This is a genomic window from Pedobacter sp. BS3 (assembly GCF_008274585.1).
Taxonomy (GTDB): Bacteria; Bacteroidota; Bacteroidia; order Sphingobacteriales; family Sphingobacteriaceae; genus Hufsiella_A.
This window is the reverse complement of record NZ_VTRT01000002.1, coordinates 272084-298356: the sequence shown is the minus strand read 5'-3', so window position 1 is coordinate 298356 and position 26273 is coordinate 272084. Positions and strand designations below refer to the sequence as shown.

General features: G+C 44.3%; 22 protein-coding genes. 18 read left to right on the top strand and 4 right to left on the bottom strand.

Translation table 11 applies throughout. The features are described 5' to 3' along the window. Nucleotides 1-86 precede the first annotated feature (86 nt). The 3 genes from FW774_RS06955 (at nt 87) to FW774_RS06950 (ending at nt 3066) form a co-directional block, all read left to right on the top strand. On the top strand, nt 87-1730 hold the full coding sequence (locus tag FW774_RS06955) for an FMN-binding glutamate synthase family protein (RefSeq protein WP_149347452.1): 1644 nt from the start codon (nt 87-89) through the stop codon (nt 1728-1730). A gap of 247 nt (nt 1731-1977) precedes the next feature. After that, a complete protein-coding gene (locus tag FW774_RS20710; RefSeq protein ID WP_262714432.1) occupies nt 1978-2100 on the top strand; it encodes a hypothetical protein in 123 nt (40 codons plus the stop codon). A gap of 15 nt (nt 2101-2115) precedes the next feature. After that, complete coding sequence (locus FW774_RS06950; protein WP_149347781.1) at nt 2116-3066, top strand: 3'-5' exonuclease; 951 nt, start codon at nt 2116-2118, stop codon at nt 3064-3066. 304 nt (nt 3067-3370) lie between these two features. Here FW774_RS06950 and FW774_RS06945 read toward each other — a convergent pair whose 3' ends face one another. Further along, on the bottom strand, nt 3371-4096 hold the full coding sequence (locus tag FW774_RS06945) for a LytR/AlgR family response regulator transcription factor (RefSeq protein WP_149347451.1): 726 nt from the start codon (nt 4094-4096) through the stop codon (nt 3371-3373). Next, nucleotides 4093-5148 carry a sensor histidine kinase gene (locus FW774_RS06940; RefSeq protein WP_149347450.1) on the bottom strand — a complete coding sequence of 352 codons (1056 nt, stop codon included), beginning with the start codon at nt 5146-5148 and terminating at the stop codon, nt 4093-4095. Before FW774_RS06940 ends, FW774_RS06945 begins: the two co-directional genes overlap by 4 nt. A 365-nt stretch (nt 5149-5513) precedes the next feature. Here FW774_RS06940 and FW774_RS06935 point away from each other — a divergent pair, with 365 nt between their 5' ends. The 6 genes from FW774_RS06935 to rpsA all read left to right on the top strand — a co-directional run bounded on the left by FW774_RS06935 (nt 5514) and on the right by rpsA (nt 13737). Continuing rightward, nucleotides 5514-6857 carry a TolC family protein gene (locus tag FW774_RS06935; protein ID WP_149347449.1) on the top strand — a complete coding sequence of 448 codons (1344 nt, stop codon included), beginning with the start codon at nt 5514-5516 and terminating at the stop codon, nt 6855-6857. A 90-nt stretch (nt 6858-6947) separates the two neighbouring features. Beyond that, a complete protein-coding gene (locus FW774_RS06930) occupies nt 6948-8144 on the top strand; it encodes an efflux RND transporter periplasmic adaptor subunit (RefSeq protein ID WP_149347448.1) in 1197 nt (398 codons plus the stop codon). Next, entirely contained in the window at nt 8141-8890 is a 750-nt protein-coding gene (locus FW774_RS06925; protein ID WP_149347447.1) for an ABC transporter ATP-binding protein, read from the top strand. Before FW774_RS06930 ends, FW774_RS06925 begins: the two co-directional genes overlap by 4 nt. Before the next feature lie 122 nt (nt 8891-9012). Continuing rightward, a complete protein-coding gene (locus FW774_RS06920; RefSeq protein ID WP_149347446.1) occupies nt 9013-10239 on the top strand; it encodes an ABC transporter permease in 1227 nt (408 codons plus the stop codon). A 110-nt stretch (nt 10240-10349) separates the two neighbouring features. Continuing rightward, nucleotides 10350-11498, top strand: a complete 1149-nt coding sequence (locus FW774_RS06915) for a hypothetical protein (RefSeq protein ID WP_149347445.1) — start codon at nt 10350-10352, stop codon at nt 11496-11498. 274 nt (nt 11499-11772) lie between these two features. Next, the gene (rpsA, locus tag FW774_RS06910) at nt 11773-13737 is read left to right on the top strand and encodes a 30S ribosomal protein S1 (RefSeq protein WP_149347444.1); all 1965 of its coding nucleotides are present in this window, start codon (nt 11773-11775) and stop codon (nt 13735-13737) included. Nucleotides 13738-13798: 61 nt separating this feature from the next. On the opposite strand, the gene FW774_RS06905 is transcribed toward rpsA, so the two are convergent. Together FW774_RS06905 and FW774_RS06900 are read right to left on the bottom strand one after the other, a co-directional pair. After that, on the bottom strand, nt 13799-14875 hold the full coding sequence (locus FW774_RS06905; RefSeq protein ID WP_149347443.1) for a winged helix DNA-binding domain-containing protein: 1077 nt from the start codon (nt 14873-14875) through the stop codon (nt 13799-13801). A gap of 163 nt (nt 14876-15038) precedes the next feature. Continuing rightward, nucleotides 15039-15311 carry a DUF6266 family protein gene (locus FW774_RS06900; protein WP_149347442.1) on the bottom strand — a complete coding sequence of 91 codons (273 nt, stop codon included), beginning with the start codon at nt 15309-15311 and terminating at the stop codon, nt 15039-15041. A 425-nt stretch (nt 15312-15736) separates the two neighbouring features. Here FW774_RS06900 and FW774_RS06895 point away from each other — a divergent pair, with 425 nt between their 5' ends. The 9 genes from FW774_RS06895 (at nt 15737) to FW774_RS06855 (ending at nt 26273) form a co-directional block, all read left to right on the top strand. Then, on the top strand, nt 15737-16309 hold the full coding sequence (locus tag FW774_RS06895) for a hypothetical protein (RefSeq protein ID WP_149347441.1): 573 nt from the start codon (nt 15737-15739) through the stop codon (nt 16307-16309). A 262-nt stretch (nt 16310-16571) separates the two neighbouring features. Continuing rightward, on the top strand, nt 16572-17129 hold the full coding sequence (pyrR, locus tag FW774_RS06890; protein WP_149347440.1) for a bifunctional pyr operon transcriptional regulator/uracil phosphoribosyltransferase PyrR: 558 nt from the start codon (nt 16572-16574) through the stop codon (nt 17127-17129). A gap of 11 nt (nt 17130-17140) precedes the next feature. Beyond that, nucleotides 17141-18082, top strand: a complete 942-nt coding sequence (locus tag FW774_RS06885; RefSeq protein ID WP_149347439.1) for an aspartate carbamoyltransferase catalytic subunit — start codon at nt 17141-17143, stop codon at nt 18080-18082. Between the two features lie 130 nt (nt 18083-18212). Beyond that, nucleotides 18213-21242 carry a tetratricopeptide repeat protein gene (locus FW774_RS06880; protein WP_149347438.1) on the top strand — a complete coding sequence of 1010 codons (3030 nt, stop codon included), beginning with the start codon at nt 18213-18215 and terminating at the stop codon, nt 21240-21242. Then, nucleotides 21243-22937, top strand: coding sequence for a TonB-dependent receptor (locus FW774_RS06875; RefSeq protein ID WP_149347437.1), 1695 nt, complete (start codon nt 21243-21245; stop codon nt 22935-22937). Between the two features lie 31 nt (nt 22938-22968). Continuing rightward, nucleotides 22969-24237: an SPOR domain-containing protein gene (locus tag FW774_RS06870; protein WP_149347436.1), complete on the top strand. Its 1269-nt coding sequence runs from the start codon at nt 22969-22971 to the stop codon at nt 24235-24237. A gap of 124 nt (nt 24238-24361) precedes the next feature. Next, nucleotides 24362-25063, top strand: coding sequence for a MotA/TolQ/ExbB proton channel family protein (locus tag FW774_RS06865; RefSeq protein ID WP_149347435.1), 702 nt, complete (start codon nt 24362-24364; stop codon nt 25061-25063). After that, the gene (locus tag FW774_RS06860; protein ID WP_149347434.1) at nt 25060-25461 is read left to right on the top strand and encodes an ExbD/TolR family protein; all 402 of its coding nucleotides are present in this window, start codon (nt 25060-25062) and stop codon (nt 25459-25461) included. The genes FW774_RS06865 and FW774_RS06860 overlap by 4 nt, the downstream gene beginning before the upstream one ends. Continuing rightward, nucleotides 25461-26273, top strand: coding sequence for an energy transducer TonB (locus FW774_RS06855; RefSeq protein WP_149347433.1), 813 nt, complete (start codon nt 25461-25463; stop codon nt 26271-26273). The genes FW774_RS06860 and FW774_RS06855 overlap by 1 nt, the downstream gene beginning before the upstream one ends.

Genomic DNA, 26273 nt, shown 5'->3' with positions numbered 1-26273 from the left:
GTGCTATCAGCGCAAAAATATGGAAGTTGTTCAAATTTTTGACTTTTTAATTTTGACTTTTGATTTTTAACTTTTGAATTGCAGGTATGAGGAGAACATTTTTAGTAACATTTGTTGTATTGATTCTTGCCGTGTTTGTGTGGAGCCTTACATGGCGTCATATTTTGTGGTCGTTTATCATTATTATTCCGGTGCTTGCTGTCGGGATTTACGATCTGGTACAGAAAAAGCATTCTATTTTGCGCAATTTTCCGCTGGTTGGGCATCTGCGGTACCTTATGGAAGACCTCAGACCTAAATTATATCAGTATTTTGTAGAAAGCGATACCGACGGAATGCCTTTTAACCGCATTCAGCGGGATGTAATGTACCAGCGGGCGAAAAAGGTGGATGATACCAAACCTTTCGGTACCGAGCTGGATGTTTATGCTAACGGTTACGAATGGCTAAACCATAGTATCGCGGCCATTGACCATAAGCAGTTGGATGAAGATCCGCGGGTGTTGGTTGGTGGCCCTCAATGTATGCAACCTTATAAAGCGAGTGTTCTTAATATCTCGGCCATGAGCTTTGGTTCGTTAAGCAAAAATGCCATCCTGGCGCTTAATTCGGGTGCGAAGATCGGTAACTTTGCGCACAATACCGGTGAGGGTGGTTTAAGCGATTATCATTTACAGCCTGGCGGCGATATTTTCTGGCAGATTGGTACCGGATATTTCGGGTGTCGCAACCTGGACGGAACATTCAACGAAGAGGCTTTTAAAGAACGTGCAGCCTATCCGCAGGTAAAAATGATTGAGATTAAGCTGTCGCAAGGAGCCAAACCCGGTCATGGTGGTATTTTACCGGCTGCAAAGGTTACCGAAGAGATTGCCCGTATCCGTTTGGTTCATACCGGAGCGGACGTTGTATCGCCACCGGCTCATTCCGCTTTTTCAACGCCGCTTGAAATGGTTCAGTTTATAGATAAGCTGCGCCGTTTATCGGGCGGTAAGCCCATTGGCTTTAAATTATGCATTGGCAACAAAAGCGAGTTTATTGCTATCTGCAAGGCTATGGTAAAAACCGGTATTTATGCCGATTTTATTACTGTGGATGGCGGTGAGGGTGGCACAGGCGCTGCACCGATGGAGTTTTCGAATGCGGTAGGCATGCCTTTGCGGGAAGCGCTGTCGTTCGTATCGGATACCCTGCTGGGTTTCGATTTGAAAAAGCACATCCGCGTTATTGCATCCGGCAAGGTAGTAACCGGTTTTGACCTGGTTAAAAACATTGCGCTTGGCGCTGATATGTGTAATTCGGCCCGTGGAATGATGTTTGCCCTGGGATGTATCCAGGCGCTGGAATGTAACCGGAATACCTGTCCGACAGGCGTTGCCACGCAAAATCCATCGTTAACCAAGGGGCTGGTGGTTGCCGATAAAAAAGTGCGGGTAGCCAATTTTCACCGGGAAACGGTTAACAGCGCCGTTCAACTGATGGGCGCTGCGGGTATCAGAAGCTTGGATGACCTGAAACGCCACTTTATTTACAGGCGTGTAGGGCCGGGACTGGTTAAAACGTATGCCGAAATTTACCCTTATATACCGGTCGGCAGCTTGTTGCAATCGCCCTATCCGGCTACGTTTGAATACGATATGGCCGTAAGCACAGAAACCAGTTTTCTGCCGTTAAGCAATGTAGAGCCTGTTGATGCCAGCTCTTCAAGCCCGTATATGGCCTCATCGTAATGGGGCATCATGAATCCCTTATTTATTACGCAAAGAACCCCAAGTCATTTACGCAAAGCTCGCAAAGATTCTTTGGACTTTCTGCGCTAAAGCGAAGCGTCCCGGTGCCCTTTGCGTGAACGCTTTTGGCTCGCAAAGGCTCGCTTGGCGGGCAGTAACGGATTTTGTTGAACAACTCATCCTGATCAGAGGCGTTTATCCTGAAGAAATTTAGTTATTTTTGTGACGTTTAAATATACATTAACTTATGGCCCACAATACCCAAAACGATAATTTCTGGATGAAGTACCGGCGTTTTGCCAAAACAGAAATTATGCTGTACCTGGTAATGATCCTCATTATCGTTATTGGTTTTCTTATTTTCGGGTAAATTATCCTTCTCATGATGAAATTAAATCTTAAGCGTCCGCTGGCTTTCTTCGATCTGGAAACTACCGGAACCAATATTACTACCGACCGGATTGTGGAAATATCTATTCTCAAAGCCATGCCTGATGGTACCGAAGAGATTAAAACCATGCGTATCAATCCCGAAAGGCCCATTCCGCTGGAGTCATCGTTGATACATGGTATTTATGATGAGGATGTAGCCGATCGGCCGACGTTTAAAATGGTGGGTCCTGAACTGGCCGCTTTCCTGGAAAACAGCGATCTTGCCGGGTACAATTCAAACCGTTTTGATATTCCTGTACTGATGGAGGAGTTTTTGCGTGCCGGTATCGAGTTTGATATTGAAAACCGCCTGTTTGTGGATGTTCAAAATATTTTTCACCAGATGGAGCAGCGCACGCTAAAAGCAGCTTACCAGTTTTATTGCGGTAAGTGCATAGAAAATGCGCACTCTGCCGAAGCCGATATTAAAGCCACTTACGAAGTGCTGCTTGCCCAGATAGAGCGTTACGCCGGGGCTGATTTTGAAGATAAAAAAGGTCATGTCTCAAAACCGGTTAAAAATGATATAGAGGCGTTACACTTGTTTACCAACCTCAATAAACCGGTAGATTATGCCGGCAGATTGGTGTTCAACGAGGATGGTATAGAAGTATTCAATTTCGGTAAGCATAAAGGTAAGCCGGTGGAAGAAATATTTAACCTGGAACCGAGTTATTACGCCTGGATGCAGCAGGGCGATTTTCCGTTATACACCAAAAAATGCCTGGAACGTATCTGGATCCGCTGGAATAGCAAAAAGCAAGCTGCCAAGCAGCAGCAGGCCGCTCAAAACCGCGAGCAGAAACCCAATAGCCAACAGCCGCAGCAATATAAAAAACCGGAAAAGGCCAAACCGGTTACCGATGATATGCTGGAACTGTTAAAGCAGAAGTTTAACCAATAATTTTATACCCATAGCCGGAAAGAGAAACAAGAGCAGCGAGAAAGGTTGAGGGCTGGAAGGTGGAAGGTAGAAGGTAGAAGGTAGAAGGTAAAAGGTTGAAGGCATAGACATTCGAACAACTAACAACTAACAACTAAAGACTAACAACTAACAAGATTATACGCTTGAATAATAGCGCTCAGGGCTAATAGCAATGCAACCAGCGTAAGTATGGTAGTCAGGTCAAATTTTCTCATGATTTTGTGTTTTTCAGTATATCAAACCATGAGTTGATTTGTTACCCAGTTTTCAGGAATAAATCATCTCACCCCCAGTTAGACAACAGCTCTTTAAACGCATCTTTATATTGATCGCCAACGGTAATATCAAGCGATGCGATATGTACCGCGTTTTTGCTGATAGAATCAATTTTATCAATAGCCACAATGAACGAGCGGTGAAGGCGGATAAACCGCGACGGGGGCAATTTTTCTTCGATGGCCTTCAGACTGCTTAGGGCAGTAATGGGCGTTGTGGCAGTTGTAAGGTGTATTTTGATATAATCTTTCAGCGATTCAATATACAGGATATCGTCCAGGTTAACGCGGACAAGCTTATAATCCGATTTTACAAACAGGTATTGATTGTTAGGAGCAGAGATTGTATTGTGTTCTCCGGTACGCTCAAAATAATTCAGCGCTTTGGTGGCCGCCCGCAGAAACTCCTCGTAGTTGAACGGCTTCAGCAGGTAGTCCAGCGCATCAACCTTATATCCCTCAATGGCAAATTGGTTGTATGCGGTAGTGAAAATAATTCTTGTTTGTTTATCAGCCTGCGATTGTAAAACCCGGGCCAGTTCCATGCCGTTCAGGCCAGGCATCTGGATATCTAAAAATACCACCTGGATGTTGTCTTCGTGTAAGGCTTTTAGTGCATCAACTGCGTTACCGAAACTCCCCCTGAGCTCCAGGAAAGGCGTTTGCTGTACAAATGAGGTTATTAATCCTAAAGCCAGCGGTTCATCATCTACGGTAATGCAGTTTAACTTCATGATAACCTGATTTTCAGTTCAACAATATAGCGGTTTTCGTCATCATCTTTACGGATAAGCAGCGTATGCCTGCCGGGATATAACAGATCCAGGCGCCGTTGTGTGTTGGCCAGGCCGATGCCGCCGTTTTCTATGATCAGCGCATTATTATCGTAAATAGTGTTTTCAACAATTAAATGTAGTATATCGTCATCCACTGCAATGGATATCTCGATCCTGGTTTGTTCGGTAGCGCTCACGCCATGTTTAAAGGCATTTTCTACAAATGGCAGCAGTAGCATGGGCGCAATGGAATGATCGCGGCTTAGTTGCGGTTCGCTGAAGGTAACAATAGCCGTTGGGTTAAGCCGCAGCTTCATCAGGGCAATGTAATCCTTCACAAAGGAAATTTCCTGTTTAAGCAGTGTGGTGTCATGCTGTGTTTCGTACAGCAGGTAGCGCATCATCCGCGAAAGCTTATGCAGGGCATCCCTTGACAAGGGCATATCGGTAAACGATAGCGCATAGATGTTATTAAGCGTGTTGAAGAAAAAATGCGGATTGATCTGCGCCTTTAAAAATGACAGCTCAGAGCTGATTTGTTGCTTCTCCATCGCTTCGCGGATACGGGCGTCCTTTTGCCAGCGTTGTACAACCGTAATGCTGGTGCTGATGCCCAGAACAAGCAGCGAGGCCATCATGATGAAAATATCGTAGCCGCTTTTTCCGCCACGCGGAGGTAATTTGTTGAGTTGCTCTATCTGGTGGCGTACCTGTAGCAGGTTTTCGGTAAGATTACTGAGGTAAACGGTGACTGCAATGGCCAGCAGTACCCAAAGTGCGAAGTAAAAGAAACGGTTTTTAAGTACCAGCGATGGTACAAAAACTGAGGCATTGGCATAAAATAATATCACCAGGATGAACAGGCGGAACAGCTGATTGATCCAGAATACCGAAGGTAGCTTTACGCTCCAGGTAAGCGGATGGTAAAACATCAGCGCAAAACCCAAAAGCGCCCAGGCCAGCACATGGACACTTATTGTAATGATGAACCTTGACCTTCCTGATGGCATGATATGAGTAATTATTAATGTATTTATCTACTATAATTAGGTGATACGGCTGATGGCTGGCTGATGCGTGGCCTTTTAACTTTTGACCCCGGACAGCCGGGATTTCGTTTCACTCAACTTTTGAATTTGTCATTGCAAGATTATAACGAATATTACTGGTAACAAAAACAAATCGATACAATCCTGCTTTTTTAGGTTAAACAGATAATTCTTATCGAAGAACCCATTTTTATGACAGAAAAGTCTTTAATAAGCGGTTTTACGGATGAAAACTACCTTTCTATCGATGATCTTCTGTTCTCTGTCGAAACTGTTTTATCGTCCACCCAAATATGGTTCAATTTGTATCAGGTTAACTCACTAATATGCACTACAAACCATTGAAATATTATTTGATCATCTTACTGTTTCTGCCGGGGCTGACTGTATTTGCCCGGCAGGAGCAAGATACAGTAAAAACAGCTTTGCCGGCTGTATGGACATTACAGCAATGCCTGGATTATGCCAAACAGCACAATATCAGCATCAATTCGTTACGGTTGAACAAGGAAGCCAGCCGGCAGGATCTTATTGCCTCAAAAGCGGCAGTTTTACCCGATTTATATGGTTCGGTTTCACAGAATTTATCACACAATAACCGGAACGAGGTGGGGACTTCATCGGCTAATGTGAATGGTTCGGCCGGGATCAGCACATCATGGACACTATACAACGGCGGCTATCTGCGCAATGATATCAGGCAAAAAGATCTGTCGGTACAATCCTCCAATTTAAGTGTGCTGGAAGCCGGGAACAGTATTTCGGTGCAAATTGTGCAGGCGTATCTTAACATTTTACTGGATAAAGAAACCATTCTGTATGCCGAGGATTTAGTGGCTACGTCTAAAACGCAGGTCAGCCAGATGCAGCAGCAGTATAATGTGGGCGCCGTAGCTAAAAAAGACCTGGTACAATTATCGGCACAGCTGGCAAATGATCAGTATACACTCACTACGGCGCAAAATGCCGAACGGCAGGATAAGCTGAACTTAAAGCAACTGCTGCAATTACCAACCGGACAGTCGTTTGATATTGTAAAACCAGATTCTGCCATAGCATTGGCGGCAATTCCCTCGCTGAACGAAGTATTGACCTTGGCCCTGAATACGCGGCCCGAAATGCAGAACAGCAAGCTCGGCGTCGATATAGCCCAGCTTGATCTGGCTAAAGCACGGGCCGGGTATAAACCAACCATCAGCCTTGGCGGAGGTATTGGTACAAGTTACGGTAATAACAGTTCGTACAACGCTTTTAACCAGCTTAACGATAATTTTTATCAGCAGATCGGCATAACAGCCTCTATTCCCATTTTTACCCGGAAGCAGAATAAAACCAACGAAGCTAAGGCAAGGATCAATGTGTCGCAGGCTGAGCTGGACTACCAGAATACCAAGACCGTACTTTCGCAGGAAGTTGAGCAGGCCTTTATTAATGCTCAAAATGCCGGGAACCAGTACACCGCATCGCTGGAACAGCTTAAATATACTCAGGAAGCATACCGGATAGCAGGCGAGGAGCTTAGAGTGGGAGCATCGAACACGGTAGAATATGTGCAGCAGAAAAACCTGTATATACAGGCTTTGCAAGCCTACACACAGGCAAAATACAACGCTTTGTTATCGTTAAAAATTTATGAGTTCTATAAAGGCGAACCATTAACCCTCAAATAGTATTGTTTTATGTTTAATATAACAGGTTATTATTTCCGTAGTGATGAAACTAATGCCGGTTTTTACTTTTTACTTTTTTTTTGACTTAAAATGAAACACAAAAAAATAATCATTATCAGCCTGGTTGTATTAGCGGTAGCCGTTGTTGCTTACCTGTTATTTTTCCGTAAGCGGGAGCAGCCTGTAGCATTTGAAACCGAAAAGCCGGTAAAAGGTCACATTGCCGAAACAGTTACCGCAACCGGAACCATTCAGCCTGTGGATACGGTAGCTGTAGGTACGCAGGTATCCGGAACGATCAGTAAAATTTACGCCGATTACAATTCCACTGTAAAGAAAGGACAATTGCTGGCAGAGCTTGACCCGGTGCTGATGCAGGCTAATGTTGACCAGATAAAGGCAAACCTGGCACAGGCAAAAAGCAACTTTGCATACCAGGAAGCCAATTACGCCCGGCAGAAGCAGTTATATGATGTAGGCGCTATCAGCAAGGCCGCTTATGATAACGCATTAAATACTTACGTTACTGCCAAAGCCAATATCAGCAGCATTCAGGCACAGCTTACATCGGCAGAGAAAAATCTTTCGCTTACTAAAATTTACTCGCCCATAGATGGCGTAGTGTTAAGCCGTAGCGTAAGTGTAGGACAAACCGTGGCGGCAAGCTTCAATACGCCGACCCTGTTTTCCCTTGCTAAGGATATTACCAACATGCAGGTGCTGGCCAAAGTAGATGAGGCTGATATCGGCAACATTAAAGCCGGCGAGCGGGTTACGTTCACCGTTGATGCCTATCTGAATGATTTATTCAAAGGAACCGTTTCAGAGATCAGGCTACGGCCATCTACATCGGCAAATGTGGTAACGTATACCACCATTATCAATACCCGGAATGATTCATTAAAGCTGAAACCGGGTATGACAGCCACTATAACCATTTATACCCGTGAAGCTTCCGACGCATTGCTGATCTCCGTGAAAGCGCTGAAATATACGCCGGATTCAGCAGCGCTTCAAAAGCAATACGTATTGCAGATGGATAACCGGCAGGTAACAGCTAAAGACGATGAAGGAGTAGCCTACGTATGGGTAAAAGAGCGGAATAAACTTATCCGCAAAAAGATTGTGACCGGTCTGAACGACAATATGCACGTACAGGTGTTGGATGGGTTAACAGAAAACGACCGCGTAATTACCAGCATGCTCGGTGGCAGCGAAGCCGTTCAGGCTGCACAAGGTTCATCAAGTCCGTTTATGCCGAAGTTCCGTTCAAGAAAGAAAAAATGAAGAAAAACATCTTAGAAGTACGGGAGCTGAAACGTGAGTTTCTGGTGGGTTCGCAAGTTGTACGGGCCTTGAAAGGAGTTTCTTTTTCTGTTCAGCCCGGCGAATTTGTAACCATTATGGGCAGCAGCGGTTCCGGAAAATCTACGATGCTGAATATCCTGGGTTGCCTGGATAAGCCTACTGAAGGCGATTACCTGCTGGACGGAGTAAATGTAAAGGAGCTGAGCCGTAATGAGCTGGCCCAGTTGAGAAATCGTAAGATCGGTTTTGTTTTCCAGGCATATAATCTGCTGCCACGTACTTCGGCTCTTGAGAATGTAGAGCTTCCATTATTGTATAATGCAGACGTAAATACCAGGGAACGCCGTGAAAAAGCAATGCATGCGCTGGAGCTGGTCAAGCTGGCCGACCGGTTTGACCATACGCCTGCTCAGCTTTCGGGAGGACAGCAGCAACGGGTGGCCATAGCACGGGCCCTGGTCAATGAGCCGGTAATGATACTGGCCGATGAGGCAACCGGAAACCTGGACACCCGTACCTCGTATGAAATTATGTCGCTGGTGCAGGAATTAAATCAGAAGGAAAAGAAAACCATTGTGTTTGTAACTCACGAGCCGGATATTGCCGCGTTCAGCAGCCGTACGATTATGCTCCGTGATGGAAAAATACAGAAGGATACGGCTAATGAAAACGTACGTTCGGCGAAAGAAGCGCTGGAATCACTTCCCGTATCGGATGATTATTAGCGTATTGCGATATGTGTATTGCGTATTGAGATTTATGAAACAAACTAATAAGAAGCCCTGTCAGAACTCCCCTCTCTGTTGGAGAGAGGTTGGGGGAGAGGCTTCCCAAACACCCAAATAATATGCAACTGTTTAACCTGATCAGAATAGCCCTGAAAGCCCTGCAACGTAATAAGCTGCGTGCTTTTTTAACCATGTTAGGTATTATCATTGGTGTTGGAGCGGTAATTACCATGATGTCTATCGGCGAAGGATCGAAGCAAAGCATCCAGTCGTCGTTATCCAGCATGGGCTCTAACATGATCACCATTATGCCGTATAATAATATGCCCATGCCCGGTGGCGCCCGGATGAGCTCCAGCAGCGTGCAATCGTTAACGGAGGATGATGTTAATAAGATCAGGACTAATGTTGCTGATGTGAGCGCCGTTTCGCCGGGCGTATCTTCCAGCGGACAGGCTATTAAAGGCGCCAATAACTGGCCAACACAAATGCAGGGTGTTGCACCCTCGTACCTCGATATCAGGAAGCTGAGCTTAAAAGATGGCGTGAATTTTACCGACGACCAGGTGAGAAAATCGGCTAAAGTATGCCTGATCGGACAAACCGTAGTAACCAACTTATTTCCTGGCGGCGAAAATCCGATAGGGCAGGTTATCCGTTTCGGGAAAATTCCTTTCCAGGTTATCGGGGTGCTGAATCCTAAAGGACAAAATACATTTGGTCAGGATCAGGATGATATTATTATTGCGCCTTACACCACCGTTCAGAAGCGGATACTGGCAACTACTTACCTGCATACCATATATGCGTCGGCTGTGAGCGAAAGCCGTTCGGATGCTGCAACCGAAGAGATTACCCAACTGCTGCGTGAAAACCACAGGCTACGCCCTACAGAGGAAGATGATTTTACGGTGCGTACCCAGGCAGAGCTGATCAGCACCATGAGCTCAACCAGTACCATGATGACCACGCTCTTAACGGCAGTTGCCGGCATATCGCTGGTCATCGGCGGGATCGGGATCATGAATATCATGTATGTATCGGTTACTGAACGCACCCGCGAAATCGGTTTACGCATGTCTATCGGTGCACGGGGCAGCGATATCTTGTTACAGTTCCTGATAGAGGCCATCATGATCAGCATCACCGGTGGAATTATCGGGGTGATTATTGGTATATCGGCATCACTCATTGTTTCATCGGCATTGCACTGGCCTACCGTGATCTCAGAATCGGCCATTGGTTTGTCGTTTGTGGTTTGTGCTCTTACAGGAGTGTTTTTTGGCTATTACCCGGCTCAAAAGGCCGCCCGTTTAGACCCGATCGATGCGCTGCGGTACGAGTAAGGTGGCTTGGAAATAATGATTTTACTTCTTTTTTGTTGTCTGTGAGTTTTTTTATATTACTTTTGGTGTTACTAATCATTTGTTTTTATTAAATTTTATTGATTCTTAAGATGAAGAAACTACTGCTGCTGCCGCTTCTGTTTAGTGTGCTCATTCTGAATGCTCAGACCGGTAAGAACGCGATCAACTGGCCGGATTCTATTTATACCGGGAAACAAGGTCCGTTTCATGTGCAAGGCGTTGCTGTGGACAAAGCGAACGGATACGTTTATTTCTCGTTTACCGACAAGCTGATCAAAATGGATCTTTCCGGCAAGCTGATCGGAAGTGTAACCGGCTTTGTAGGCCATCTTGGCGATCTGGATTTTAATGAAGAAGATGGTAAGATATACGGTTCGCTGGAATATAAAAATGATGCCATAGGTAAAGGCATCCGGAAAAAGCTGGGTGAGCAGGGCAATAGTGAAACCGGTTTCTATATCGCCATATTTGACGGTTCCCGCATTGTGCGTCCGGATATGAGTGCCGAAAAAGAAGACCTGTTGCGTACCGTTTATATGCCCGAAGTGGTAAAGGATTACGAAGCTGAGGTTCATGTAGGCAATGAAGTGAAACCGCACCGCTTCGCATGTTCCGGCATGGACGGCGTTGCATTTGCACCGGCAATTGGCAGCTCTAATACTTCTAAAAAATACTTATATGTAGCCTATGGTGTATACGGAGATATCAACAGGGATGATAATGATTACCAGGTTTTGTTAAAATTTGATATAAGCAACTGGAATAAGTATGCGCAGCCTTTGGCACAAGGGCACCTGCATCATTCAGGGCCGGAAAAACCATTGGAAAAATACTTTGTAAAAACCGGTAATACAAACTATGGTATTCAGAACCTGGCTTATGATGATTATACCGGAAACTTTTTCGCCGCGGCATATCGTGGTAAAAAAACGCAGTTTCCCAACTATGACTTATTTGTTATTGATGGCCATAAAAAGCCGGTGAAAAGCCAGATTCCATCAGATAACAAAAAGATAACTGTCAGCACCTTATCACTATTGCAAGCTGGCCCGGCAGATACTGCAAGCGGTATCAGGGGATGGTATTTCCAATGGGGAGCTACAGGCCTATGCCCTTTAGGCGACGGCTTGTTCTATATTTCGCACAACAAAAAGACCAAAGACGGACAACAGCAAAGCACCATCTATAAATACAAGTGGGTAGGAGATACTCAAAACGCATTTGTGCGGGTGAAGTAGCTGTGCTTATGGCTTATAGCTAATGGTTCATGGTTTAATGGCGGATAGCTTATAGTCCGAAAGTCGGGAAGTCAGGAAAGACCGGAAGCAGAAATAAGCCCAAAGAAACAAGACAATAGCAAAAGCTTACTCCCTCCCTTTGGGAGGGCGGGGGTGGGCTGCCCGTTATTTAATACTCAAAAACAGCTAACCAACTAATATTCTTTTTAATAAGAATATTTTTCTACCTTTGCAGTCCTGATTTTAAAATCGGGAAAAGGAGACAAATTAATTAATGGCTAAAAAACAAGAAGCAGAAAAAGAGTTAAAAGCTAAGGAAGCGGAACTCGGTACAGAAACCAAATCGGTTAAAGAAAAAGAAAAGATTGAATCAGAAGCTGATTCATCCTTTATTGATGAAATCAAATCCAAAACATTTGTTACCCCAAGCGGTGATTTCGACTGGGATGCAGACAGCAAAGGTTTTGGTAACTACAGTAAAGAAGAACGTGCAAAGCTTGAAGAGCAATATGCAGGTACTTTTCATTCGATCAACAAAGGCGAAATTATTTCGGGTACTGTTGTATCGATCAACAACAAAGATGTCGTATTAAACATCGGCTTTAAATCTGATGGTTTAGTATCGCTTTCTGAATTCCGTGATATGCCCGACCTGAAGGTTGGCGACAGCGTTGATGTGTTTGTTGAATCTCAGGAAGATGCCAACGGACAATTGGTGCTTTCACGCAAACGGGCAAAAACCCAAAAATCATGGGAGCTTATTAACGAGGCTTTAGATAATGATACCATTATTAACGGTTTTGTTAAAAGTCGTACCAAAGGTGGTTTAATTGTTGATATTATGGGTGTTGAGGCATTCCTGCCCGGCTCGCAGATCGATATTAAACCTATTCGCGATTACGATATATACGTGGGTAAAACCATGGAATTCAAGGTTGTGAAAATCAACCACGAATTTAAAAACGTAGTGGTATCGCACAAAGTACTGATTGAAGACGATCTGGAAAACCAAAAAACAGAGATCGTTGCCAAACTTGAAAAAGGACAGGTATTGGAAGGAACTGTTAAAAACATTACCGATTTCGGTGTATTTATCGACTTGGGTGGTGTTGACGGTCTGCTTCACATTACAGATATTTCATGGGGACGTATCGAGCATCCGAAAGAAGTATTGTCACTTGATCAGAAAATCAATGTGGTGGTTCTTGACTTTGATGATGAGAAAAAACGTATCGCCCTTGGTCTGAAACAATTAACTCCTCATCCTTGGGAATCATTAGACACTGCTATTGAAGTAGGTTCTACGGTTAAAGGTAAGATCGTGACTGTTGCCGATTACGGTGCATTCCTTGAAATCACCCCGGGTGTTGAAGGTTTGATCCACGTTTCAGAAATGTCGTGGTCTCAAAACCTGCGCAGCCCTCAGGAATTCCTGAAAGTAGGCGACGAGATTGAAGCTCAGGTACTAACATTAGATCGCGATGAGCGTAAAATGAGCCTGGGTATCAAACAACTGACACCTGACCCATGGAAAAACATCGCTGAGCGCTATCCTGTTGGAAGCCAGCACAAAGCGGTAGTGAAAAACATGACCAATTTCGGTGTATTTGTTGAAATTGAAGAAGGTATCGACGGACTGATCCATATTTCAGATTTATCATGGTCTAAGAAGATCAACCATCCTAACGAGTTTACCAAAGTAGGCGAAGAACTGGATGTAGTTGTGTTAGAACTGGATGAAGAAAACCGTAAGCTGAGCTTAGGTCATAAGCAACTGGAAGAAAATCCGTGGGAAACTTTCGAAACCATCTTTACACTGGATTCTATTCATCAGGGAACTGTGTTGAAAGTGACCGATAAAGGCGCTATCGTTGCACTTCCTTATGGTGTGGAAGGTTTCGCTCCAAGCAAACATACCATTAAAGAAGATGGTAAAGCGCTGAAAGCGGATGATGTTGCCGATTTCAAAATCATAGAATTTAACAAAGATTCTAAGCGTATTGTGATTTCACACTCACGCATTTGGGAAGAAGCGAAAGCCGAAGCCAGACATGCCGAAAGCAACAGCAAAAAAGCTGAGCATAAAGCCACCTCGAATGCCGTTAAAAAGGTAAAAGAGTCGGTTGAGAAATCAACCTTAGGCGACCTTGACGTTCTTGCTCAATTGAAAGAGCAGATGGAAGGCGCTGAAAATAAGGCTAAAAAAGCTGCAGCCAAAAAATCAGAAGAAGAAAAGTAATATCTCTGATAAAATAAGTTTTAGCCCCTTCGGTTTACCCGGAGGGGCTTTGTGGTTTATGTCAGATTAGCTCTGTCTCTAAATTATAGAACGCACCATATCGTTTAGCCGCTTGATGCAGTAATTTCTGAGCTTCGGTGCCTGAAGATTGGAAGAATTGCAGTTCAATCTGCACTTTATCTTTCTTTAGTGCCCGTTTCCAGATACCTGTGGTTTGTCCGTTGATAACAATAGTTGGCCTGAATAAGCCATTGCTGGATACCGCTTTATGGTGATGTTCAAAGGGCAGTGTAGCGCTGCGGTCAGTATAGCCAATGATAAACTCATCGAATGCCGGCAATAAATATGCGGAGTCCATATACCTTTTAGGAACGGTAAAGGAGTTGGCAATCCAATAAGTCTGTTCATCAATTTTCTCCGGATAAAAGTTCGGTTTTATCATTTCCAGCGCATGCTTTGCCTCAGTAATCGATAGGCCAGACCACCATATAAAATCCTGTAATGTAGCCGGGCCGTGACTGGTGAAATAGATTTGTGCCAGTTTCGCCAGCGCTTCATCCTTAGGTAAAGTCTTAATTTGGGCAATCCGCTCCGGTAATAAAGCATAAGTACTGTCTTTTTCTTTCTGTGCGCCACTGCACAATAAGCCCTCCAGTTCGGCATGGAGCAGGATATGGCCCGAACGATATTCGTTTGTAGCAATACCCGCTTTGTTCAGTTCCTCAACAAGCGCTGCACGTGTAAGATGACGGTTGCCGGCCAGCGCCTTTTCCATAATGTGTTTACTTTTGGCAAGAATAGCTTCCGTAAGCTCCAGCTGTTTCAATCGCGACTTTAACGATGCCCTGATGCGGGGAGCTGTCAGGGCAAGCATCCAGCCGATATCATCTGCCGAAACAAAATGCCAGGTAGGGCGCAATATATGTGTCCGGATAATATCACCACGGTCAATAGCTTTGTTAATCATAGCCTCGGTTGAATCCTTTAACCGTATGCCAAGCGCCCATTTGGCCATAGCGTAATCCTGGGCTTGCAGGGCGCCCATCCAACTCACAACAGCTTTAGCCGTTTTTAATGTATTTACGGCAATTTGTTGATTGATCAGCCGCATTTTGGCAATGTTAGCGATGTCTTTCATGATTGCTAAAGTATGAAGTTTATTAATGAGTAAATAAGGAACGTTGTCATTCTGTCCGAAGGGCTCCCTATGGAGAAGAGTGTGAAGACCGCGAAGCAGCTACGAAGGCATACACATGCTGGCGCACGCGTGCCGCGTGTGAAAAGGATAACGAATTGTAAACTCATTTTATGCACACGCCACAGGCGTGCGACAGCGAGGGGGTAATATCAACCGTATGATTAATGAAACTGGTAGCAAAAAAAGCAGCCTTATCATTCAGCCAGTTGTTCAGGAACCTAAACTTCGCCCGGGCGGCCAGTTGCTTTTCAGACGGCGGACCAGACGGTTTAGCAGGCAGTGAACGAGTGTACTCAATGTTCTTCCAGCGGCAACCCACCACCGAACCCACTTTTCCGGAGAAGCCGCCCAAAATACCGTTTGTAATACGAGCCATAACATGAAAGAATTGGTTAGATAGCTAATATAGGTATTTTATTAACTAAAAAGAAATATCTGCTAAGATAAAACGAGGTTAGAAGGTACTTTATTCGTAAAACCCCGAACAAAGTCCGATGAAAATCCGTCTAAGGTACGTTTCATATAGGTTAAAACTAAGATGCTGTCTGCGACAGACCCGAGCGTATTCGGCTATTTTTTGTAATATGATTTTTACAAAAATGTGAATAAAAAAGTTCAGTGCAGTTTAACTGCACTGAAGTATGGTAGATCGACCGCCGGAACTAATCTTTCAATATGTACACCTGCGAGAGGATATCCATGAATGGTTGAATCAATTTCATAAGGAGGGGTAACAATTTTTGATACCAGCTTATATAAAAGGGAAACGATATAATTTTTTACCCTTTAAAAAAACAAGTCATGAAAAATTCAACTAAAATCATCGGGGCTTTAGCCGTTATTCTTTCAATCACATTCGCTTGTAAAAAAGACAAGCAGGATGTTCAATCAGAAGAGAAAGAACAAAAGTTTTCGGCGCCTATTCAAATGGCAGCTAAAGGCGAATCTGAAAACGCGATTATTATAGGAACAAATACTGAACTGGAAGCCGCTTTCAGTGGCAAACAGGATGTAGTTTATCTTAAAAAAGCGGCGAGCAAAAATAACCTCTTTGTTCCGGTAACAGGAACTGTTGGCCCGGTTGACCCTGTAAATCCATCAGAGCTTTGTTGGGATGAAATCCATAACTATTACAGTGCGCATATCGATAGTTGGCTAAGTATCGCCAACCAAACCTGCAAGCCGCTTCCCGTATGTATCACCTGTCCTAATGCCGGTGGCGGTTTATATGTCCTGTATATTATAAAACCAACATCGCCCAGGTGCAACATTTCAGAAGCAACAGCTGTGCTATATAATTTCAGTAAATTCAACTTTACCGCAAATCAGTACGAAAGCGAGTCTGTTTCCAGTTACATCAATACCGGAAAATAATGTTAGCCAACAGCAAACTAAAAAAAGCCATCCAGATGGCTTTTTTTAGTTTTTGGGGTTTTAATCAACTCATGCTGGTGTGTAAACAAGCTATTAGTCATACACAGTCCACTGTCAATTCTTCATTGTTAACTATAGCCACGTACCACGTATAACCTACAACTTAGAACCTAAAAACCTTCCACCTTCCCGCCTTCAACCTCCTTTACCCTCTTTCCAAAGTCTAAAAAAAATTATACCTTTGCCCAAATCCAAGCTACTGATGCAAAATTTAACCCTGTTAGACGGTCAGAAATTCCAGATAACCCTACAACGCCTTTGCCATCAGTTAATTGAAAATCACGACGATTTCTCTAATTCTGTTATCCTGGGCATTCAGCCGCGGGGCATTGTTTTGGCCGACCGTATCGCTTCCGGGTTAAAACAGATACTTCCCCAGGCTGATATCGTAAAAGGCAATTTAGACATCACATTTTTTCGTGATGATTTCAGGCGTAAAGAGGGCCTTTTAGTACCCAGCAGCACCGAAATTGATTTTATCATTGAGGGAAAAAAAGTAATCCTGATAGATGATGTGTTATGGACCGGGCGCACCATCCGCTCTGCGATGGATGCCATGCTGGCATTCGGCCGGCCGGAAAAAGTGGAGCTGCTGGTATTGGTAGACCGGCGTTTTTCACGTCATTTACCCATAGAGCCTGATTACATCGGCATAAAGGTAGACTCCATTGATTCGCAGAAAGTAGTGGTAACCTGGCGGGAAACCGATGAGGAGGACCGGGTAGTATTATTTCAGAAGACAGACAAGCAGCAAGATTAATAGGCATAACTATGCAGCAATCATCCATTCAAAAACTAAGTACCAGGCATCTGCTCGGCATTAAGGACCTTTCTGTACAGGATATTGAGTTAATATTTGAGACTGCTGATACCTTTAAAGACGTACTAAACCGCCCCATTAAAAAAGTCCCCTCGTTGCGGGATATTACCATCGCCAATATCTTTTTTGAAAATTCTACCCGTACGCGACTTTCGTTTGAGCTGGCACAGAAAAGACTGTCGGCCGATGTGGTTAATTTTGCGGCATCATCCTCATCGGTAAGCAAAGGCGAAACACTCATTGATACGGTAAATAACATTCTTTCCATGAAAGTGGATATGGTGGTCATGCGTCATCCGTATCCGGGAGCGGGAATTTTCCTGAGCCGGCACATCAACGCCCAGATTGTTAACGCGGGCGACGGTGCGCATGAGCATCCCACACAAGCCTTGCTGGACGCTTTCTCCATACGTGAAAAATATGGTGATGTAGCCGGAAAGAAGATTGCCATTATAGGCGATATCCTGCACTCGCGGGTGGCCTTATCTAATATTCTGTGTCTGCAAAAATTAGGCGCCGAGGTAATGGTTTGCGGGCCAACTACGCTGATACCAAAATATATCGGCAGCTTAGGCGTAAAGGTAGAGCACAACCTTGTTAAAGCGCTTAACTGGTGCGATGTAGCCAATATGCTGCGTATTCAACTCGAGCGTCAGGATATCAAATATTTTCCGTCGCTGCGGGAGTATTCCATGCTGTATGGACTTAACAAGAAAATCCTCGATTCGCTGGATAAAGAAATCACCATTATGCACCCCGGCCCGATTAATAGGGGCGTGGAAATTACCAGCGATGTAGCCGACAGTAAACAGTCCATTATCCTTGACCAGGTAGAAAACGGGGTAGCCATTCGTATGGCTGTATTATACCTGCTTGCCGGACAGGTAAATTAAAGACTTTTCAACAATTTATACCAATTGTTGCACTTCTGCGTTAAATTCACGGTTTTCCACAATTGTTAAAACTATTGTAAACGTAATAAATGCTTAACGGTTAACTTCGCCATATTAGATTGGAAATCTTATGCACAAAAAAGCTCCATATATCCTCATAGTCCTTATTATTTCAACGCTTAGCTCGTTTGCACAATCTACCGCATGGTTTACCATGAATGCCGCCTATAAAAGTGGTTTGGAGTTGTATGAGCATCGGAAATTTGCTGCTGCCAGCGAACAGTTCAAGCATGTGCAGGAAATTAAAACCGGTATTGTCGACCGCAGTACAGATGCATTAAATGTATCGCTGTTGAAAGAAAATGCGCAATACTACCAGGCAGTTTGTGCTCTTGAGCTGGAAAATGACGATGCCGAAAGCCTTTTCATGAAGTTTATTCGTGAGTATCCGGCGAGCGCCAATTCTAAAGCCGCTTATTTTCAGGTAGGCCGGTATTATTTCAAGCAGAAGAACTATGCCAAGTCATTAGAATGGTTTGAGAAGATAGATGCCAACAGCTTAACAGCTAAGGAAAGCGAGGAATATCGCTTTAGTTTGGGCTATGATTATTTTGTAGCGAAGGACTATAACCATGCCGAGCCGTTGTTCGGTAAATTAAAGGACGAAAAAGGCCCTTACCAGGAATCATCTATTTATTATTATGCCTACATCAATTATGTCAATGCCGACTACAAAACAGCTTTACATGAGTTTGAACGCTTAAAAAACTCAAAGCAGTACCAGAATAGCTATCCGTATTACATTTCGGCATTGTATTTTTTAGATAAGCGTTACAATGATGTGCTGAATTACACCATTCCGGCCATCCAGACCATTGATGAGCAGTATAAGGCAGAAATGTACCGCATTGTTGCCGCTACCTATTTCGCTAAAGCGGATTATAAAAATGCAGCTGATTATTACCAGAAATTTCAGCTGAAAGACAATGGCAAGACACAGAATAACCAGGACAGCTACCAGATTGGATATACCTGGTTTAAGCTCGGCGATTATAAAAGAGCCATTACCGAGCTTGAGAAAATGGATACGCCCGATGTTTATTACCAGTATGGTATGATCACACTGGGGAACGCTTTTCTGAAAACCAATAACAAGCAAGCCGCACGTAACGCGTTTTTCAGGGCCTATAAATTGAATTTTGATAAAGGCTTGCAGGAAGAAGGCTTGCTGAATTATGCCAAGTTGTCCTATGAGCTTGAGTTTCATGCCGTAGCGCTCGATGCTACGCAGGAGTTTTTGAAAACCTATCCGAAATCTGCTAAGCTTAACGAGGCTAAAACTCTGCTGGCGGATGTATTACTAAGCACAAAAAATTACAGGGATGCGGTAAACATACTCGAAACCATAAAAATCAGGAACCGCGAAGCCAATGAAACCTACCAGCGTGTAACCTATTACCGGGGCTTGGAGTTCTATAACGAACGTGCTTTTGAGAACAGTATTTCCATGTTCATGCGTTCGGTAAACAATCCGCTTGATTCCGAACTGGAAGCGTTAGCCACCTACTGGTTAGCCGAAGCGATGTTTGAAGTACGTAAATACGGCGAATCGGTAGACCAGTTTGAAAAGTTTCTTTCACTACCGGCAGCGAAAAATACCGATGTGTATAACTATGCCAACTATGCGTTGGGATATTCTGCCTTCCGTGGAGAAAATTATGCAAAGGCAGCCAAATATTTTCAACGTTTCCTGAATGGCGAAGAAAAAGACCAGAATACCATTACCGATGCTACCTTGCGGCTGGCCGATTCGTACTTTGTGCTGAAAAGCTACGATGCAGCGATGCAGCAATACAACAAAATTATTGCCTGGAAGGCTCAGGGACAGGATTACGCCCTGTTTCAACGTGGTATGATACAGGGGCTGCAATCGCAGAACGATGCTAAAATCGCTACCCTGCAATCGCTGCTGACCACCTATCCCAATTCAAACTACGCCGATGATGCCAGCTTTGAAACGGCTTATACCTATTTTGTAAAAGGCGATTACGATCGTGCCAGAACCGATCTGACCGCTATGATAGAGAAATATCCGCACAGCAGTTATGTACCACGGGCTTTGGTAACCATTGGTCTGGTACAATATAACCAGGGCGATAGCAACGGGGCGCAGGAAACATTTCAGCGGGTAATTAAAGAATACGAAACCACCGATGAAGCCAAGCAAGCCCTGGAGTCGTTGAAAAGTATTTACTTGGATAAGGGCGATGCCAGCGGTTTCTTGAACTATGCCAATTCTACCGGCATTGGCAACCTCACTACATACGAGCAGGATAACATCATGTTCCAGGCAGCCAATAACTTGTTCCTGAAAGGTGATTACCAGGGAGCTTATGAGGCCGTAAACGCTTATTTTGATAAGTTCCCCAGACCGGTAAATGAAAAACATGCACGCTTTATACGGGCAGAATCGCTGGTGAAGCTCAACCGGCCTGATGATGCCATACCGGATTATACCTTTATCCTGAACGACTGGACCAGTGAATATACCGAACGGGCACTTATCAGTATCTCTAAGTTGTACCTGAAACAAAAGAAATACAACGAAGCGGTAGTTTACCTCAAAAAGCTGGAGCTTACTTCAGAATATAAGGCCAATTACGGTTATGCCATTAACAACCTTATCCTGGCGTACAGCAATATGGGCATGCCCGATGATGTGCTGAAATATGCTGATATCATTAAGAACTTTGAAAAATCGTCGGATGAGGATAAGAGCCGGGCAGACTTGTTTGCAGCCAATGCGTATTTGCAGAAAGGCGATACAGACAGCGCCTTAAAGCTGTACAAAGCGGTTGAGGGCAATTCCAAAACGGTTAGTGCGGCAGAGGCAAAATACAATATAGCCTTGCTGCAATACCAGAAAGGCGATTACAAAACATCGCAAAAAACAGCCTTTGAGCTAATCAACAAAATGCCGTCGTATGATTATTGGGTAGCTAAGAGCTTTATCCTGCTGGCCGATAACTACGTAGCCCTGAAAGATGAATTTCAGGCGAAAAGTACGCTGCAAAGTATTATTGACAACTACAAAGGCGATGATGACATCCTGCCGACAGCAAAGGAAAAATTAGAGCAACTGAACCAAAAAGCCAAGTAAATGAACTCAAGATATTTAATATTGAACCGTTTTTTTATCCTTACCCTGTTTAGTCTTGCTGCGGGCAGTGTGATGGCTCAAAATAAAAAGGACGATAAAAAGCAGCAGCAACAGCCTGCTGATGCCGAAAAAGGTGCAGTAACCGAAGAAATAGAAGTGGTACGGCCTTACAAACCGGTGCTGGCCGATGCCGCGAAGATACGCCGCAGTCCCGACCTGAATGTAAAAGATAAGTTTAAGCCCAAGGTGAGCTATATGGTTTTGGATAAGCGCCTGGAGCAAAATCGCGATATCCGTCAGCTACAGGCACAAAGCCTGGCCGAGCAGCCGGAGCTTGTGCTTAAAAATAATTATGTAAAGGTAGGCGCCGGTAATTTCAACGGCAGCCTGGCAGAAGTTTACCTCAATACCGGTAAAGACGAAGCCCTGCAAGCCGGCGCATACATCAAGCACCTTAACCAAAAGGGTAACCTGGATGCGCAGGCATATTCCCACCAGCAAGCCGGTATTTTCGGCCGAAGCATACAGGATAAAATCACCCTGGATGGCGAAATTACTTACGACCGATTGGGAACAGGTTTTTACGGCTATGACCCGGCCAACCCGGCAGCCAATCCCGACCCTGAAAAGCAGCGCTTCAGTACCTTCGGATTTAAAGGCGAGCTGCTTAAACGCTATCAGCAGAACGATGACGCTTTAAATTACGCGGTAAAGGCCGATGGATATATCTTAAATAATAAAACAGCCCAAAAGGAGAACTCGTTCGCGTTGCTGGGCATGGTCAATAAAGCCTGGCACCAGTTCAATATCGGTGTAAACGGTTCGGTAGATTTTACCGGCGTAAAAGATTCCATAAGCAGTATAACCAATAATATTGCCCGGATAAACCCGTATATTAAATTTCAGGGAGATAATTATAAGCTGAATATCGGGCTGAATTTCGTTTCAGAATTCGGCACTAATTCACGTACCAACCTGCTGCCGGCTGTAAGCGCTGAGTTTGCCCTAGCGCCAGAATATGCCATTTTGTTCGGAGGATATAGCGGCGATGTGATGAAAACCTCGCTGAAAGACCTGGCTGATCAGAATCCATATTTTTACAGCACCATACTGGTGAAAAATGCGGTAGAAAAAGCCAATATCTATGGTGGAATAAAAGGCAATGCCGGTTCAGGTTTCGGTTATCGGGCTTCTATAGCTTACAAAACCATCAAGGATATGCCTTTATTCGTCAATAATAAACAATATCCGCAAAAGTTTGATGTCATTTACGATGGGGGAGACAGTCACGTGCTTAGTTTTGAGGGCGAGATCAGCTTACAAGCTACCGAAACCATCACCTGGACAGGTAAATTGCTGATTAACAACTATAAAATGGCCACTGAAGAAGCGGCCTGGTTCAAGCCCGATATGCAGCTTTCATCCAACGTAAAGGCTTTTATTGGTAAAAAGCTTACGGTTGATGGCGAAGTATTGCTGAATGGCGGAACGTCGGCTTTATTACGGGTTCCGGACAGGCATACGGTTTCCATAGACAGCTACGTGGATTTAAGCGGTGGCGCCGAATATCGCATTAAAGATAACCTGGGCGTTTACCTGCGTGTAAACAACATTTTTGGCAACAACTACCAGCAATACCTGTACTACCCGAAGCTTGGAATAAATTTCATGGGTGGGTTTAATTATTCATTCTAACCATTAGAAATTATAACTATTTTTACGGGGAATGGATATTACGCGTTACATAGCCGATTTACTTAAAACACACAACGAAGTAAGTGTGCCAGGATTCGGTTGCTTTTATAAAAAGCGTGTTGAGGCGTATTACGATAAAGACAGTGAAACGTTTTATCCGCCGTCAGAAACCATCGCTTTTCGCGAAACCGATACTTACCTGAACACCCATTTACTGGAATACATCAGCCATAAGCGAAACATATCCGAAGATTCTGCAGCCTATTTCGCTGAAAAGTTTGGTAAAGACATTCAGAAAACCTTATCCGAAACAGGAGAATCGTCCCAATTGCCCTTAGGCGATTTTAGGGGAACGCCCGATACCATTATTTTCGAGCCCGGCGTACTGAATTTTTCACCTTCCGGGTACGGTTTAATGCCGTTGAAAGAACGTATAACCAGCCGTTCTATACCTGTTATACCCGAAGAAGAAGTACTGGAACCGCAACAGGAAGAAATCGTGGTAACGCCCGATATACCGGAACAACCCGAGCCGGAAACAGAAGAAATATTTCCGGAAACTACAGAGATTCCAACGGATACTACAGCGTTTTTAACAGATAATGAGGCTATCCTGGAAGAACCGGAGGCGGTGGCAACAGTCACAGCTATTGCTGAAGATGTTCTTCCGGTACAGGCTACGCAACCCGAAACACTGCTTAACGAGCGGGTAGAAGAAGAGTGGGATGCTATAAAGGTTGCCGAGCTTGAAGCTGAGCACCGGAAAAGAAAGAAAAGGAAATTCTGGATAGAGGTGCTTATGTTTATTGCTATAATTGCGGTGCTGGCAACAGCAGTACATTATTACTATAAAGATATTATCAGGCTGCTGCAAAATCCGGATAAACCGGTAACAGAACAGGCTATAAGCCCCGTCGCTGTACCGGTCCAATCACCGGTATTGTCCGATTCGCTGGCTAAGCTTAAAGCCGACAGTGTGCTGCAGCAGGCGCTGGAAGCTAAAGGTTTTGAGGTAGAAAAGCCGCGTGATACCAGTGATGTGACAGTAACCGGTACAACAACAGTTCCTGAAAAAGTAATTGAAATTATCGGTGCATCGTTAATAAATGATAAAGAGGCCGAAGCCTACATTAAGCGCATGCGTGCCCGTGGATTTGATGCCCATGTGGTTAAAAACTTGCCGGGTCGGCGGGTGAAAGTAAGCTTAGGCACGTTTAATACGCAGGAGCAGGCATTAAAAGAGTTGCCCCGTATAAAGAAAGTTCAGCCGGATGCATATCCCATTCCGGTAAAAAGATAATAGTGTGGTAATATTTTTGACCCCGAATGGTCGGGATTTTCCCGTACTGCCTGTCCCGAGAGGAACGATTCGGGATACGGGACTCAACTTTTTAATTTTTAATTTTTAATTTTGAATTGGTACAATGTTTTTATTACAAATTGATTCCCCGGCATTAACATCCGATACGGCCCAGGCGGCAGCGGCACAGGTAGCTCAGCCTGCCCAGGAGCTTCATTTCATCGATCTGCTTATCAAAGGCGGTTGGGTAATGGTTCCGCTGGCCTTACTTGCATTTATTGGCCTGGTGATTTTTATTGAACGCTATTTAACCATTCGTAAAGCTTCACGCGATGAGTCAAACCTGATGCAGCAGATACGAAGCCACATACTGGCTGGTAAGCTCGATTCGGCTATAGCCGTATGCCGCAACAATAATACGCCGTTAAGCCGTATGCTGCAAAAGGGATTGTTACGTATAGGCCGTCCGATTAAGGATATTGAAGGTGCCATAGAAAATATCGGCAAATTAGAAGTATCCAAACTGGAAAAAAACGTAGGCATACTGGGTATTGTAGCCGGTATTGCACCGATGCTTGGTTTCGTAGGAACCATTGTAGGGGTGATCAGCATTTTTCACCAGGTATCTCTTAAAGGTGTTATTGAAATAAGCACCGTTTCCGGGGGATTGTATACCAAGATGATTACCTCGGCAACAGGTCTGATTATTGGTATTGTAGCGTATGTAGGTTATCATATTTTAAATATGATGATCGAAAAGATCATCCTGAAAATGGAAACCGATGCCATTGAGTTTATTGATTTGTTAGAAGAGCCCGGGCGATGAATTTAAGAAAACGACAAAAAGGACACGTTGAAGTACATACATCGGCGCTGAACGATATCATGTTCTTCCTGCTGTTATTTTTCCTGTTGGCTTCTGCTGTAGCTAATCCACAGGTAGTTAAGCTGTTGCTGCCTCGTTCTTCTTCGGGTGAACAACTGGTAGCTAAGAAAACAATAACCGTTTCCATCGACCAGCAGGGGAATTATTTTATCGAGAAGCAGCCGGTTACCATTGAAGCCTTGCCTGCCAGGCTTCAGGAATATCAGAAAGAGGCCCAGGAACTAACCATTGTATTGTACGTTTATAAAGATATACCCACAGAAACAACTGTAAAAATAATTGATATAGCCAACAAAGCTAAAGCCAAGCTGGTGCTGGCTGTAGAACCGAAGAAGTGATGATGTACGCTCGTGAAGAAAATAATTATCCAAAAGCAGTAGCCATTTCGCTGGCTATTATGGCTGCTTTTTTAGTAGTTGCTTTCTTTTATGTGATAGGTACACCCTTTTTGCCCGAACAGGAGGGAACCGGCGGTGTAATTGTGAATTACGGTACGGCAGAAGAGGGTATTGGTACCGATTACATGAGTATTGAAGAACCTTCGCAGCACCCGGATGCCAATAATACGCCGCCGGATAAAGTTGTACCCAATACTGACCCTAAGACCACGCCGTCGGCAGAAACCAGTGATAAAGAAGTAGTAACACAGGACAATGAAGAAGCTCCGTCGGTAGTTACCAAAGATAAAAAATCCGCTAATGCGCCTTCTGTAACTCCCGATAAAAAAGACAGCAAGCCGGTTATAAATCCCAATGCGCTGTATAAGGGAAGCCAGAATAATGCTACCGGAAAAGGTGACGGGACAGGTAGCAAACCCGGTAACCAGGGCAGTGTAAACGGCGACCCGTTATCAGCGGATTATGGCGAGGGAGGCTCAGGATTCGGAAATAAACCGATAGAATACCGGCACTTTACCAACCTGGTAATTCCGAAAGACGATGGTCAGAAAACCGGTAAAATAGTTATCCGGATATACTTTGACCGTTCGGGTAAAATCCTCAGCGCTAAGCAGGAATTGAAAGGCTCTACCTTGACAGATATTAATCTGGTTAATAAATGTATCCAGGCGGTATTAGATGCCTCTTTGTCGCCGGGCGATGTGGGCGGAACCCAAACCGGGGTAGTGGTGTTTAACTTTAAGGTGAAGTAA

Excerpts from the sequence above, each read along its gene's own strand:
- FW774_RS06860 (WP_149347434.1), top strand. The coding sequence starts at position 25,060 with ATGAATTTAAGAAAACGACAAAAAGGACACGTTGAAGTACATACATCG.
- FW774_RS06900 (WP_149347442.1), bottom strand. The coding sequence starts at position 15,311 with ATGGCTCGTATTACAAACGGTATTTTGGGCGGCTTCTCCGGAAAAGTG.
- FW774_RS06885 (WP_149347439.1), top strand. The coding sequence starts at position 17,141 with ATGCAGCAATCATCCATTCAAAAACTAAGTACCAGGCATCTGCTCGGC.
- FW774_RS06915 (WP_149347445.1), top strand. The coding sequence starts at position 10,350 with ATGAAGAAACTACTGCTGCTGCCGCTTCTGTTTAGTGTGCTCATTCTG.
- FW774_RS06905 (WP_149347443.1), bottom strand. The coding sequence starts at position 14,875 with ATGAAAGACATCGCTAACATTGCCAAAATGCGGCTGATCAATCAACAA.
- rpsA (WP_149347444.1), top strand. The coding sequence starts at position 11,773 with ATGGCTAAAAAACAAGAAGCAGAAAAAGAGTTAAAAGCTAAGGAAGCG.
- FW774_RS06875 (WP_149347437.1), top strand. The coding sequence starts at position 21,243 with ATGAACTCAAGATATTTAATATTGAACCGTTTTTTTATCCTTACCCTG.
- FW774_RS06925 (WP_149347447.1), top strand. The coding sequence starts at position 8,141 with ATGAAGAAAAACATCTTAGAAGTACGGGAGCTGAAACGTGAGTTTCTG.
- FW774_RS06955 (WP_149347452.1), top strand. The coding sequence starts at position 87 with ATGAGGAGAACATTTTTAGTAACATTTGTTGTATTGATTCTTGCCGTG.
- FW774_RS20710 (WP_262714432.1), top strand. The coding sequence starts at position 1,978 with ATGGCCCACAATACCCAAAACGATAATTTCTGGATGAAGTACCGGCGT.
- FW774_RS06935 (WP_149347449.1), top strand. The coding sequence starts at position 5,514 with ATGCACTACAAACCATTGAAATATTATTTGATCATCTTACTGTTTCTG.
- FW774_RS06870 (WP_149347436.1), top strand. The coding sequence starts at position 22,969 with ATGGATATTACGCGTTACATAGCCGATTTACTTAAAACACACAACGAA.
- FW774_RS06880 (WP_149347438.1), top strand. The coding sequence starts at position 18,213 with ATGCACAAAAAAGCTCCATATATCCTCATAGTCCTTATTATTTCAACG.
- FW774_RS06950 (WP_149347781.1), top strand. The coding sequence starts at position 2,116 with ATGAAATTAAATCTTAAGCGTCCGCTGGCTTTCTTCGATCTGGAAACT.
- FW774_RS06895 (WP_149347441.1), top strand. The coding sequence starts at position 15,737 with ATGAAAAATTCAACTAAAATCATCGGGGCTTTAGCCGTTATTCTTTCA.
- FW774_RS06855 (WP_149347433.1), top strand. The coding sequence starts at position 25,461 with ATGATGTACGCTCGTGAAGAAAATAATTATCCAAAAGCAGTAGCCATT.
- FW774_RS06945 (WP_149347451.1), bottom strand. The coding sequence starts at position 4,096 with ATGAAGTTAAACTGCATTACCGTAGATGATGAACCGCTGGCTTTAGGA.
- FW774_RS06865 (WP_149347435.1), top strand. The coding sequence starts at position 24,362 with ATGTTTTTATTACAAATTGATTCCCCGGCATTAACATCCGATACGGCC.
- FW774_RS06930 (WP_149347448.1), top strand. The coding sequence starts at position 6,948 with ATGAAACACAAAAAAATAATCATTATCAGCCTGGTTGTATTAGCGGTA.
- FW774_RS06920 (WP_149347446.1), top strand. The coding sequence starts at position 9,013 with ATGCAACTGTTTAACCTGATCAGAATAGCCCTGAAAGCCCTGCAACGT.
- FW774_RS06940 (WP_149347450.1), bottom strand. The coding sequence starts at position 5,148 with ATGCCATCAGGAAGGTCAAGGTTCATCATTACAATAAGTGTCCATGTG.
- pyrR (WP_149347440.1), top strand. The coding sequence starts at position 16,572 with ATGCAAAATTTAACCCTGTTAGACGGTCAGAAATTCCAGATAACCCTA.